Annotated in this window: 8 protein-coding genes and 1 pseudogene; 6 read left to right on the forward strand and 3 right to left on the reverse strand. The window is 61.9% G+C overall.

The window, feature by feature from the left end:
* The first annotated feature begins 177 nt into the window (after positions 1–177).
* On the forward strand, positions 178–993 hold the full coding sequence (locus BGRAMDRAFT_RS13195; protein ID WP_006049251.1) for a MetQ/NlpA family ABC transporter substrate-binding protein: 816 nt from the start codon (positions 178–180) through the stop codon (positions 991–993).
* A gap of 83 nt (positions 994–1,076) precedes the next feature.
* Here the strand turns inward: BGRAMDRAFT_RS13195 and BGRAMDRAFT_RS13200 are convergent, their stop codons facing one another.
* Positions 1,077–2,192: a succinylglutamate desuccinylase/aspartoacylase family protein gene (locus BGRAMDRAFT_RS13200; RefSeq protein WP_006049252.1), complete on the reverse strand. Its 1,116-nt coding sequence runs from the start codon at positions 2,190–2,192 to the stop codon at positions 1,077–1,079.
* Between the two features lie 285 nt (positions 2,193–2,477).
* Positions 2,478–3,260 (reverse strand): ABC transporter substrate-binding protein, encoded by a 783-nt coding sequence (locus BGRAMDRAFT_RS13205; RefSeq protein WP_006049253.1) that lies wholly within the window; start codon positions 3,258–3,260, stop codon positions 2,478–2,480.
* A gap of 627 nt (positions 3,261–3,887) precedes the next feature.
* Here BGRAMDRAFT_RS13205 and BGRAMDRAFT_RS13210 point away from each other — a divergent pair.
* Together BGRAMDRAFT_RS13210 and BGRAMDRAFT_RS13215 are read left to right on the forward strand one after the other, a co-directional pair.
* Positions 3,888–5,024 carry an extracellular solute-binding protein gene (locus BGRAMDRAFT_RS13210; protein ID WP_006049254.1) on the forward strand — a complete coding sequence of 379 codons (1,137 nt, stop codon included), beginning with the start codon at positions 3,888–3,890 and terminating at the stop codon, positions 5,022–5,024.
* The gene (locus BGRAMDRAFT_RS13215; protein ID WP_006049255.1) at positions 5,024–6,847 is read left to right on the forward strand and encodes a diguanylate cyclase domain-containing protein; all 1,824 of its coding nucleotides are present in this window, start codon (positions 5,024–5,026) and stop codon (positions 6,845–6,847) included. Before BGRAMDRAFT_RS13210 ends, BGRAMDRAFT_RS13215 begins: the two co-directional genes overlap by 1 nt.
* A gap of 161 nt (positions 6,848–7,008) precedes the next feature.
* Here the strand turns inward: BGRAMDRAFT_RS13215 and BGRAMDRAFT_RS13220 are convergent, their stop codons facing one another.
* Positions 7,009–8,364, reverse strand: a complete 1,356-nt coding sequence (locus tag BGRAMDRAFT_RS13220; RefSeq protein WP_006049257.1) for a mannitol dehydrogenase family protein — start codon at positions 8,362–8,364, stop codon at positions 7,009–7,011.
* A gap of 211 nt (positions 8,365–8,575) precedes the next feature.
* Here BGRAMDRAFT_RS13220 and manD point away from each other — a divergent pair.
* The 3 genes and pseudogenes from manD (at position 8,576) to BGRAMDRAFT_RS13240 (ending at position 12,261) form a co-directional block, all read left to right on the forward strand.
* A pseudogene (gene manD, locus BGRAMDRAFT_RS13225) lies at positions 8,576–9,783 on the forward strand (D-mannonate dehydratase ManD).
* A 54-nt stretch (positions 9,784–9,837) separates the two neighbouring features.
* A complete protein-coding gene (locus BGRAMDRAFT_RS13235; protein WP_006049259.1) occupies positions 9,838–10,884 on the forward strand; it encodes an L-idonate 5-dehydrogenase in 1,047 nt (348 codons plus the stop codon).
* An 84-nt stretch (positions 10,885–10,968) separates the two neighbouring features.
* Positions 10,969–12,261, forward strand: coding sequence for an MFS transporter (locus tag BGRAMDRAFT_RS13240; protein WP_006049260.1), 1,293 nt, complete (start codon positions 10,969–10,971; stop codon positions 12,259–12,261).
* Positions 12,262–12,311: the final 50 nt, after the last annotated feature.

Raw genomic sequence — 12,311 nt, forward strand, 5'->3', positions numbered from 1 at the left:
CGCGCATACGCCACAGTCGACAGAGTCGAGCATTAAGCGACGCATGGCGGAGCGCGTCGCGGGCATAAGCATTTTCCAGTTCGCCGATATAAGCGTGTGAAAAACGATTGGTTTCAGGCCGCCGCCGTCGCATGCGACGATGCGCGCCTACCAATCAAACCGCTTATGGGGAACTGCATGCAACGCCGCATCGTCATCAAAAATCTGCTTGCTGTGGCGAGCGCCGCGGCTCTTTCGTTCACGGCAACGTTTGCGCACGCCGACGGCAAGCAACTCAAGGTCGGCACGATGAGCGGCCCTGACGCGCAAATCTGGACGGTGGTCACGAAAGTAGCGGCGCGCGAGGGGCTGAATGTGAAAGTGATCGAATTCAACGACTACGTGCAGCCGAATGCCGCATTGGATGCCGGCGATCTCGACGCCAATGGTTTTCAGCATCAGCCGTTTCTCGACAGCCAGATCAAGCAGCGCGGCTATAAGATCGTCAACGTGGGGCTGACGTATGTGTCGCCCATGGGCTTCTATTCGAACAAGCTCAAGTCGCTGAAGGATCTGCCGGAAGGTGCGAAGGTCGGGATTCAGAACGATCCGTCGAACGGCAATCGCGCGTTGCTGCTGTTGCAAAAGTATGGCGTGATCAAACTGAAGCCGGGCGTCGGCACGAACGGCGTCAATGCAACGCCGCTCGACGTCGCCGAGAATCCGAAGAAGATCAAACTGGTGGAACTGGACGCCGCGCAATTGCCGCGCGCGTTGGGCGATCTCGACGCGGCATCGATCAATACCGACTATGCCGTGAAGGCCGGCCTGCAGCCGACTAAAGACGCCATCGCAATCGAAGATCTGAAAGGCCCTTACGCGAATCTGATTGCCGTGCGCGAGCAGGATCGCAACCAGCCCTGGGTTAAGAAACTGGTCGCGGCGTATGAGTCCGATGAAGTGCGCAAGTACATCGACACGCAGTTCAAAGGCGCGATTATTCCCGCGTTCTAAATTTCTCTAGCGGAAAGCCAGGAGCGAAGGCGCCTTCACGGCGCCTTTTTGTTTGCCTTCCGCTTTACCTTTGCTCGCGCGAATCAGTTACTCAACAGCGAGCCGCTTCGAAACGCGGTCGCGCCGGCAATGCGCGCGAATTCGAGGCCAGCGGTGGCAAAGCGCGTCGAATGCCGCGCATACAGAACGCCGGCGACGCCGCTCTTCAGCGTGACGACGCGGTCCGTCAACGGATCGACGATGTCCGCGATTTCACGCCCCACGTCGACCCACGTGCCGACTTCACAGCGATACACCAGCACGCCGCTGATCGGCGCCACGATCGGCTCGGCGCCCGCGAGCGGTGTGGCCGCGAATTCGAGCGGCGGCAGCGGCGCCGCCGTGCCTGCGATCACGCCGCGCGCGGTCAGATATTCGATGATCGCCTGCGCGTCGTGCTCCGCGTACTCGTAAGACACCTCGCGCTGGCCGCGCAATTCGATCGTGACCGAAATGGAGCCGTTCGGGATCGGAAAGCGCTCGCCGAAACGGCCGCGCAGATCGGACCAGCAGAAGCTGTGAATTTCGTCGAACGGATTGCCGACCGAGTTCAGCGCGAGCAGCGACGCCTTCGCGCCGAGATAACGCGCCAGCGGCTCGACGTCGGGCCACAGGTCCGGGTTCGTGTACAGATGCATCGCGGCTTCCCAGTCGCAATGCAGATCGAGCACCACGTCCGCGTCGTAAGAGAGCTTTTGCAGCGCGAGACGTTGCGATTCGAGTTCGGTTGCGGGCTGTTGCGCGTCGAGCGCCTCGCGCATCGCGCTGCGAATCGCGGTGCGATTCGCGTCGATGTCATCGCTGAGACGACCCTCGATGACCGGCAGCACGAGTGCCGAAAGATCGTGGAAATTGCGGTTGAAGTTCTGCGCGGTATTGGTTTCGAAGCGTCCCGTGAGATGGCCGAGGAAGTGCTGGTTCAGACCGATGGGATTGGCCACCGGCACGATTACCACTTCGCCGCGCAGCTTGCCGGCTGCTTCGAGCGCGGCGAGCTTGCGGCGCAATTCCCAGGAGACGAACATGCCCGGCAGTTCGTCGGCATGCAGGGACGACTGGATATAGATCTTCTGTCCGCCGCTCGGACCGTAATGAAAACTCGTCAGGTTGCGGGCGGTGCCGAGCGTCGGCGCAATCAGCGGATGGGATTGGGTTTGCATGGTTGTCGAATTCGCGGGGGAAAGTGCGGCGCACCGCTATCTCGTTGATTACAAGGGGGAAGCCTGCATGAGGCCAGTTGCTGGCGGCAAATCCGGCAAGCGCGCCGCACCAGCATGGTGGCATCGGATCGCACGATCTTAGCCGATACGGCGGCGCGCGTGTTTTGCCGCCATAAAACGCAACGGGCTCCGCGTGTGGCGGAGCCCGTTTTCACGGAGCCGTGGAGCCGTGGAGCGCGCCGCTAAACGCGCACGGCGCGGCTCCTCGGCGCGGAAGTCCGCGTATTAGCTGCCGTACACGTCGAAGTCGAAGTACTTCTTCTCGAGCTTCTTGTACGTGCCGTCCTTGATGATGTCGGCGATCGCCTTGTCGACCTTCGCCTTCAGATCCGTATCTTCCTTGCGCATGCCGATGCCCGCGCCGTTGCCGAGAATCTTCGGATCGTCGAGGTTCTTGCCGACGAAGTCGAAGCCTGCGCCACGCGGCGTCTTCAGGAAGCCGATTTCAGCTTGCACGGCATCTTGCAGCGCTGCGTCGAGACGGCCCGACAGCAAGTCGGCGTACACCTGGTCCTGGTTCTGATACGGCACGACCTTCGTGCCCTTCGCTTCCCAGTACGTCTTCGCGTAGGTTTCCTGGATCGTGCCCTGTTCGACGCCGACCGTCTTGCCCTTCAGCGATTCAGCCGTCGGCAGGATGCCCGAACCCTTCTTCGCGACGAGGCGCGTCGGCGTGTTGAACAGCTTCGACGAGAACGCCACCTGTTCGGCGCGTTGCGGCGTCATGGACATCGACGACAGCACGCCGTCGAACTTCTTCGCTTTCAGCGCCGGAATCATGCCGTCGAAGTCGTTTTCGACCCACACGCACTTGGCCTTCAGGCGCGCGCAGATTTCATTGCCGAGGTCGATGTCGAAGCCGACGAGCTTGCCGTCGGAGCCCTTGGACTCGAACGGGGGATAGCTGGCATCGACGCCGAAACGGATGGTGGTCCAATCTTTAGCGTGTGCGCCGATCGAGACGGTGGCAAGCAGAGCAACCGTCAATGCCGCTAGCAGTTTTTTCACTGTTTAACTCCTCGGTGTAGTTCAAATACTCCCGCATGCGGTTGTGCCGCTCGCGGGAAACCCGGCGCGACTTACGACCGGGCCTGGGTTGAAGCCGCCGGCCGGGGCGGCCAGCAGCGCGCGCCAAGCTTATCAGTTCAAAAATATTGGGTAGTTAGTGAAACACCGGATAGCGCATCGCGCATGCCCCGAAAATAAAAGCGCTCCGGACCGCGCTGCATCATAAAACGATGCACGCCGCATCGGAATTTCCGCGCTGCGCCCGAATGCGGAGTGCCGAAGTGGTACCGCCGTAGTGTCGCTGTAATGCGGTGGTAATGCGAATCGTTAATTGACATTTGTCAATCGCACGGCAATTTAATTCGTCGCAGGATTAAAGAAAGTCAGCCATATGCCGTTATCACGGGATGATTGCCCGTCGTGTCCCGCCGAGTGTGAGTTATTTCTCGGCATTTACGCAGTAAGGAAACCAAAAAGATATTGCTTGGCGCTATCATCGTTGCTCCTCTCGCTCGCCATGTAGCGCCAAAAGAGCAGTCCTGTCTGAGGAAATGTTCTCCGGTTTAATTCGCGATTGATTACGCGGGCATAGGCTCGCCGGAACTGCCTTCTGCTTAACGGTGTTGTATGCACATGATTTCGACGGCAGATGAAAAGCGCCATGACGAGCGGCGAATTTCAGCGGCTTTGCCACGCGCGCGGTTAGCTGCGCGCGGCTATTGCGGCGTCTTGCTGCGCGTCGCGCTGAGCGTGTTTCTGTGCGTCGGGATGCTGTCGGGTGCATCGGCCGAGGCCGCGAAAAAAGTCCTGCATGTGCTCGCGTGGCCTGGTTACGCCGATGCCGACGTCGTGAAGACTTTCGAATTGCGCTACGACGTGAAGGTGGAAGTGACGCTCGTCGATTCCGACGAAGCGTTGTGGGCGCAAATGCACGCGAAAAATGCGCCGCCTTTCGACGTGCTCGCCGCGAACACCGCGGAGATACAGCGTTATTCGCGCGCCCATCTCCTCGCGCCGCTCGATCTGCAAAGCCTGCCCAACACCGCGCGACAATTGCCGCGGTTCCAGGCGCGCGCATCGATTGAAGGAATCGTCTCGGACGGCAAGGTCTACGGAATTCCGTTTACCTATTCGTCGATGGGCCTCATTTACGACCGCAAGCAGATTCCGGTTGCACCGCGCTCGATGCGCGAACTCTGGAACCCGCGCTACCGCGGCAAGGTGCTCGACTTCAACAGCGCGCAGCACAACTTTTCGTTTACCGCGCTTGCATTGGGTTATCGCGATCCGTTCAATCTGAACGACACGCAGATGCGCGCGATCGCTCACAAGCTCGTCGAACTGCGCCGCAATTTACTGACCTATTACACGTTGCCCGAAGAGGCCACCGCGTTCTTTGTTCAGCACAACGTCGCGTTGATGTTCGGCAACTACGGCACGCAGCAAGTGGAATTGCTGCGCCGCGCGGGCGCCGACGTCGGTTACGTGATTCCCGACGAAGGCGTGCTCGCGTGGCTCGATTGCTGGTCCATGACGCGCGTGGCCGCCGAGCCGCAGCTCGCGCTCGCCTGGATCAATTACATGCTCGAGCCGGACGTGAGCCGCCTGCTGACGCAACGGCAGGGGCTCGCCAATACATTGACCGCGCCCGCGGCGAATAGCGACAACGCCCGCATTCTGTGGATCGGGCCGGTCGAGAACATTCAAAAGCGCGAGGACCTGTGGGCCCGAATCGCGTCCGGCGATCGCTCGGAGCGCTTCTGATGATCCGCCCAGGCCTCACGTTCAAACTCTCCGTGCTGCTCGCGTGCATCGGCGTGCTGGCTTCGGGCGCGACCGGCTATTACGCGTATCACTCGAACCGCACGATGCTTGTGAAGGAAGCGGGGCGCAGCTTGCTGACGTCGACTGAGTTGCTCGGCGAGCGCTTTTCCGCCTCCATCGACGACGTCGGCGCCGACGCGCTCGTGCTCGCGAGCTTGCCTTCGTCGGCGGAAGTCGTCGCGGCCGACGACGGTTTAAGCTCGAGCTTGCCCCGCGAACGGCTCGCGCAGGTGTACTCGAGCTTCATGATTCACCATGCCGAATATCTGCAGATCCGCCTGATCAGCCGCGCGAATCATGGGCTGGAAATCATTCGTTTCGACCGCGACGCCGACGGACTGATACGCGTGCAAGGCGGCAGTCTGCAGGAAAAAGGCCAGTTTCCGTATGTGTTCGAGCCGCTCGCCTTTTCGCCGGGACGCCTCTATACGTCGCCGATTTCCGTCAATCATGAATACGGCGCGCACGCGGCGCAGGGCAAACCGACGCTGCGGGTCGGCACGCCGGTAGCGAACGCGCAGGGCGCGGTGGTCGGCGTCGTGGTGATCGACGTGAATCTCTCGAATCTGCTCAAGCGTTTGCAAAGCGATTTGCCGAGCGATTATCAGGTTTATCTCGCGAACGAATGGGGCGACTTTCTCGTCCATCCCGATGCGGCCAAAACGTTCGGCTTCGATGTCGGCCGCCGCGTGCTGATGCAGGACAGCTTCGCCGTGACGAAGCCGCTGTTCGAACAGAAGGAAAGCGAAGTACTCGCGAACGGTCTTGCGCGTCCCCACGAGGCGGACGGACAGGTGCTCGCTTTCGTGCGCAGACCGTTCGGCGCGTCGGAGGGCAATCGCTTTATCGTGCTCGGACTCGGCAAGCCGCTTGAGGACGTGCTGTCCGGCGCGCATCTGCTGGGCGGCAGCATTATCCGCATGGTGTTGGTCTTCAGTGCACTGGCCGTGCTGCTCGCCATTCTGTTCGCACGCGCGCTCACCAAGCCGCTGCACATCCTCGCGTATGCGGCGACGCATCTGTTCGCCGAACACGCAATGGGCACGTTGCCGCTCAAGCGCACCGACGAGATCGGTGTACTCGCGCGCTGCTTCGACCGCTTGCGCCGCGAAATCCGATCGCAGATGGACGCGCTGCACGTCAAGCAGCGCGAACTTGTGCATCTCGCCACGCACGACGTGCTGACCGGTTTGCCGAACCGCATGCTGTTCATGGAGAAACTCGAGCGCGCGATCCAGGACGCGACGCGCCGCCGCGAAGGACTCGCCGTGCTGTTCGTCGACCTCGACCGCTTCAAGCAGATCAACGATCAGTTCGGCCATGCGGTCGGCGACAAGGTGCTCGTCGCGGTGGCGCTGCGGCTCAAACAGGTGCTGCATTCCGCCGATGTCGTCGCGCGTCTGGGCGGCGACGAATTCATTGTGCTGATCGAAGGGCCGCGCTCGGCTGAGGCGGCGCCGGGCATCGCGTCGCGCATCATGACCACGCTGAACGAAGAAATCGTGATGGACGGCCAGGGCATGACGGTGGGCGCGAGCATCGGCATCAGCCAGTTTCCCGACGACAGCGGCACCGCCGAAGAACTGCTGCTCAATGCCGACGCGGCGATGTATGCGGCGAAATCGGGGGGACGGTGTGCGTATTTGCGCTATCACGACGTGCTCGAAGCGCGTCGGCGTCAGCAGACGGAGCCGATCGAAGTCGTGCAAGCGACGGCCGGCGACGGCCCACCCGAAGGGCGCGAAGCGGAGCCTACCGCGTAATACGCACGTTGCTTTTTGCGCGCGCTATTGCGACGCGGCTATCGCGGCGCGTGCACCCCGCGTTTGCAGCAACTGCAACGCGTGATGAAGCGCGTCCCTGAACGCGGGCTGTTGGGCCAATTCCACGGGAAAGATTTCGCGCACGGACAGCAGCGCGTCCATTAACGCTGCGGCTCGCCATTGGCCGATGCCGCGAGCGTCTTCAATCTGCCGGCAAGCGGATCGCTGATGTCGTAACGCGAGCCGTCATCCGCATGACCGCGCAGGAACGTCATCCATGCCGCGACCGCCAGTGCAAGACGCGCAAACGGCTGATTCGCTGCGATTCGTGCCGCGATCGTGCCGAGCAGGCGGGGCGGAATCTTTTGACTACCGTCCATCGCGATCTGCGCGCAGCGGTGTTTGAGCGCGGGGTTCGCATAGCGTTCGAGCAGTGCGTCACGATAGACGGCTACGTCGAACGAAGCGGGCATGTCGAGCGTCGGCGCGATTTCGTGCGTCATCATCGCGTGAATGAGATTGCGCACGGCGGGCTCGGCGATGGCCTCGTCGATCGTGGCGAAGCCGCCGAGCATCGACAGATAGGCAAGCGTGGAATGCGTGCCGTTGAGCATGCGCAGCTTCGCCAGTTCGTAGGGCGTGACGTCGTCGACGAGTTGCGCGCCCACCGCATGCCATGCGGGACGTCCCGCTGGAAAATGGTCTTCGATAACCCATTGCCGGAAAGGCTCGCAAGGCACGGGCACGGCGTCGCGATAGCCGAGCGCCGCAGCTGCGCTCGCGTGTTCCGCGTCGGTCGTGGCAGGGACGATACGGTCGACCATCGTCGACGGGAAGGCCACTTCCGCGGCAATCCAGTCGGCGAGTGCCGTATCGGACTGCCTTGCAAACGAACACACCACCTGACGTAACGCGGCGCCGTTGTGCGCTAGGTTGTCGCAGGAGAGAACGGTGAACGGCTTTATTGCAGCGTCGCGGCGTGCGCGCAGTGCGGCGACCAGAATGCCGGGCACGGTGCGCGGCGCGTGTGGATGCGAAAGATCGTGTTGTACGGCGGGATCGTCGAGCGCGACGTCGCCTGTTTTTGCATCGCGGTAGTAGCCTTTTTCCGTGACGGTGAGCGACACGATCCGCACTGCGGGATCGGCGAGGCGGGCAAACAGCGCGTCGCTATCGTGCGGCATTGCGAGCACCTCGCGCAATGCGCGCACGACCGTTACCTTCGCACCGTCAGGGCCGCGTTCAACGACGCTGTATAAGCCTTGCTGTTCCATCAGCGCATCGCGCTTGGCCACGTCGCCTTGCAGCGTGACGCCGCAAATGCCCCAGTCGCCACCTTCGGCGAGCATGGCTTCTTCTGTATAAAGCGCCTGATGCGCGCGATGAAAATTGCCGATGCCGAGATGAACGATGCCGATGCCGGGCTCGCGCCATGCGGCCTGCGGCGATAACACATGTTCATGCAATGCGGACAACGCTTGACGATTGAGTCGAGGCAACGATGCTGGCGTGCTCATGTTTGAAATCCAGACGAGGTCACGAGTTGCGTCACGGGCTGCGAAGTACGGTGAATCGCAGTGAATCAGCGGGAAAACCCTGATTTGACGCTTCAATATACTTGTATGGTAGCATCGTTCCAACGCTTCGGGCACTGCGAAAAACGCGATTTCCGCAACACGTTGCCGCTGCGGTTGCCGCCCCAAGGCCAGTCTTTGCAAGGAAGAAACCATGAAGATCGTTCGTGCCGACGTCATCGTCACGTGTCCCGGCCGCAATTTCGTCACGCTGAAAATCGTCACGGACGAAGGCGTGCACGGCATCGGCGATGCGACGCTCAATGGCCGTGAACTGGCCGTTGCCTCGTATCTGAAGGACCACGTGTGTCCGCTTCTGATCGGCCGCGATCCTGGCCGTATCGAAGACACCTGGCAGTATCTGTACAAAGGCGCGTACTGGCGCCGCGGTCCTGTCACGATGACGGCAATCGCCGCTGTCGACATGGCGCTGTGGGACATACTCGGCAAAGTGACCGGCATGCCCCTGTACAAACTGCTCGGCGGCGCGTCGCGCGAAGGCGTGATGGTCTACGGACACGCTACCGGCCGCGACATTCCCGAAGCGCTCGAGCGGTACGCCGAACACATCGAAGCGGGCTATCAGGCCATCCGCATTCAATGCGGCGTGCCGAATATGCGCTCTGTCTATGGCGTGTCGAAGGGCAGCGGCATGTATGAGCCTGCAACGAAGGGCGCGGTGGAAGAGCAAAGCTGGTCGTCGGAGAAATATCTCGACTTCGTGCCGAAGCTGTTCGAAGCCGTGCGCGACAAGTTCGGTTTCGACACGCATCTGCTGCACGACGTGCACCATCGGCTGACGCCTATCGAAGCCGCGCGCCTTGGCAAATCTGTCGAACCGTACCGTCTCTTCTGGATGGAAGACCCGACGCCCGCCGAAAACCAGGCCGGCTTCCGCCTGATACGCGAGCATACGGTCACGCCGATTGCAGTCGGCGAGGTGTTCAACAGCATCTGGGACTGCAAGCAGTTGATCGAGGAGCAACTGATCGACTATATCCGCGCGACGTTGACTCACGCGGGCGGCATCACGCATCTTCGGCGGATTGCGGATTTGCTTCGCTGTATCAGGTACGCACCGGCTGCCACGGACCGTCGGACCTGTCGCCGGTCTGCATGGGCGCAGCGTTGCATTTCGACCTGTGGGTGCCGAATTTCGGCGTGCAGGAATACATGGGCTTTCCGCAAGACGCGCTGGATGTATTCCCGCATGCATGGCGTTTCGACAAAGGCATGATGCATCCCGGCGATGCGCCGGGTCACGGCGTCGACATCGACGAAGCCGCTGCCGCGCGTTTCCCGTACGACCCGGCTTATCTGCCCGTTGCGCGTCTCGAGGACGGCACGCTATGGAACTGGTGACGCCGCGCTATCGCCGAGCATTCTTCTTTTCGAATTGAAATACCGGAGTCCACCATGTTTGCAGCCGTCCTTCACGAACCCAAGCTGATCCGCATCGACGAAATGGAACCGCCGGAGCCCGGCCCCGGTCAGGTGCGAGTGCGCGTGCGCGCGGGCGGCATTTGCGGCTCGGATCTGTCGTACTACTTCAAGGGAAAAAGCGGCGATTTTGCGGTGCGCGAGCCCTTTGTGCTCGGACACGAAGTGGCCGGCGAAATCGATTCGCTCGGCGCGGGCGTGAGTACGGAAACGCGTCTCGCGCCCGGCCAGCGCGTCGCCGTGAATCCGGGCCTCGCATGCGGCACCTGCAAGTACTGCACGATAGGGATGCCTAATCATTGTCTGAACATGCGCTTCATGGGGAGCGCGTCGACCTTCCCGCACACGCAGGGCATGTTCCGGCAATACATTGTCGTGGCGGCGCGGCAATGTTTCCCCGTGGCGGACGGCGTCGATTTCGCGCAGGCGTCGATGGCCGAGCCGCTCGCCGTTGCGTTGCACGCGGTGAAGCAGGCCGGCTCGCTCATCGGCGCGAGCGTGCTGCTGATCGGTTGCGGACCGATCGGCTGCATTCTGCTGTCCGTCGCGCGGCGCGCCGGCGCGCATCGGGTCGTCGCGGTGGATCTGTCGAGCCGCGCGTTGAGCGTCGCGGAACAGCTCGGCGCGGACCAGACCGTGAATGCCGCCGATACCGCGACGATCGAACAATGGTCCGCGCAACGCGGCACGTTCGATGTCGTGATAGAAGCATCGGGTAGCCCCGCGGGGCTCGACACTGCGTTGCGCTCGGCGCGCGCGGGCGGCACGGTGATCCAGGTCGGCAATTTGCCGGCGGGTCAATCGCCTGTTGCCGCCAACCTCGTCATGTCGAAAGAGCTGCGCTATCAGGGCTCGTTTCGCTTCGCCGACGAATACGCGACCGCCGCCGATGAAATCGCCTCCGGCAAGCTGGACCTGCGCCCGCTCATGACGCACGCATTTGCGATGAACGACGCCAACAAGGCGTTCGAGGTCGCGCTCGATCGCTCGCAATCGATGAAGGTGCACCTGAATTTCGATTGAAGCCGCGCGTCCGAGAGGCGCGCGCATCCCATTCACAAGCGGTATTAACGCCCGTCAAGAGGCGAGAACCGAAGGAGACATCGCATGATTAAAAGTCAACGCTGGTTTGTCGTGGCGCTGCTGTTTCTCGCAGGCGTCATCAATTATCTGGACCGCTCGGCGCTGTCTATCGCCGCGCCGCTGATCCAGAAAGACCTTAACTTTTCGCACGCGCAAATGGGCGTGGTGTTCAGCAGCTTCTTCGTCGGCTACGCGTTGTTCAATTTCGTGGGCGGCGTGCTGTCGGATAAGGTCGGCGCAAAACGCGTGTTCGGCACGGCAATGGGCGTATGGTCCGTGTTTTGCGGAGCAACGGCGCTTGCGACGGGCATTGGTTCGCTCATCGTCTTGCGCGTGCTGTTCGGCATGGGCGAAGGGCCGTTCAGCTCGTCTAACAGCAAGATGGTCAACAACTGGTTTCCGCGCAAGGAAGTCGCGAGCGCGATCGGCGTGATCAGTTCCGGCACGCCGCTTGGCGGCGCGCTTGCGGGTCCGGTGGTGGGCTTCATGGCGGTGCAGTTTGGCTGGCGCTGGGCCTTCGTCGCAATCATGCTGCTGGGGCTGCTTTGGCTGATCGCATGGGCCGCGACGACGACTGAGCATCCGCAGCAGAACGCGCGTGTCTCGCAGGCGGAGATGGAGATCATTCTGGCCGGTCAGGCGGATGAACACGCAATCGCCCATTCGGCCGACGGCGAGAAGCTCGGCCTCGGCCACTTCCTGCGCAAGCCGATCATTCTCGCGACGGCCTTCGCATTCTTCTCGTATAACTACGTGCTGTTCTTCTTTCTCTCGTGGTTCCCGACGTATCTGACGGAAGCGCATCACCTGAGCTTGCATGACATGAGTATCGCCACGGTGATCCCGTGGGTACTCGGCAGCATCGGGCTCGCAGCGGGCGGCTTCATCTCCGACCTGATTCTGCGGTTGACGGGCAGGCCGCTCCTGTCGCGCAAGATCGTGCTCGGCACCTGCCTCGGCGCGGCGGCGGTGTGCGTCGCGCTGGCCGGCCGCGTGGCCAGCACGCAAAGCGCGGTCGCGTTGATGTCGGTCTCGATCTTCTTCCTCTATGTGACGGGCGCCGTGTATTGGGCCGTGATTCAGGACACGGTGCCGCGCGAACATGTGGGCGGCGTCGGCGGCTTCGTGCATCTGCTGGCGAATCTGGCCGGCGTGATTGGACCCGCGGTTACCGGCTTCATCGTGCAGGCGACGCATGGCGCATACGGCAGCGCATTCGTGCTGGCGGGCGGGATTGCGGTGCTCGGCGCGGTGTGCTCGGTCGTATGGATTCGCGAGCCGCGTGCAAGCACGCTGACCATCGAACGTGCATGGTAGTATGGTGCGAAGCCTCGCGACGTATCGCTGAGGCTTCCCACCCGATGCTC

Origin of the sequence: Paraburkholderia graminis C4D1M (assembly GCF_000172415.1) — a bacterium.
In the GTDB taxonomy this organism is placed as follows: domain Bacteria; phylum Pseudomonadota; class Gammaproteobacteria; order Burkholderiales; family Burkholderiaceae; genus Paraburkholderia; species Paraburkholderia graminis.

Bases quoted from the DNA above. Each gene is read 5' to 3' on its own strand.
- BGRAMDRAFT_RS13235 (WP_006049259.1), top strand. From the start codon at position 9,838: ATGTTTGCAGCCGTCCTTCACGAACCCAAGCTGATCCGCATCGACGAA.
- BGRAMDRAFT_RS13215 (WP_006049255.1), top strand. From the start codon at position 5,024: ATGATCCGCCCAGGCCTCACGTTCAAACTCTCCGTGCTGCTCGCGTGC.
- BGRAMDRAFT_RS13220 (WP_006049257.1), bottom strand. From the start codon at position 8,364: ATGAGCACGCCAGCATCGTTGCCTCGACTCAATCGTCAAGCGTTGTCC.
- BGRAMDRAFT_RS13200 (WP_006049252.1), bottom strand. From the start codon at position 2,192: ATGCAAACCCAATCCCATCCGCTGATTGCGCCGACGCTCGGCACCGCC.
- BGRAMDRAFT_RS13195 (WP_006049251.1), top strand. From the start codon at position 178: ATGCAACGCCGCATCGTCATCAAAAATCTGCTTGCTGTGGCGAGCGCC.
- BGRAMDRAFT_RS13210 (WP_006049254.1), top strand. From the start codon at position 3,888: ATGCACATGATTTCGACGGCAGATGAAAAGCGCCATGACGAGCGGCGA.
- BGRAMDRAFT_RS13240 (WP_006049260.1), top strand. From the start codon at position 10,969: ATGATTAAAAGTCAACGCTGGTTTGTCGTGGCGCTGCTGTTTCTCGCA.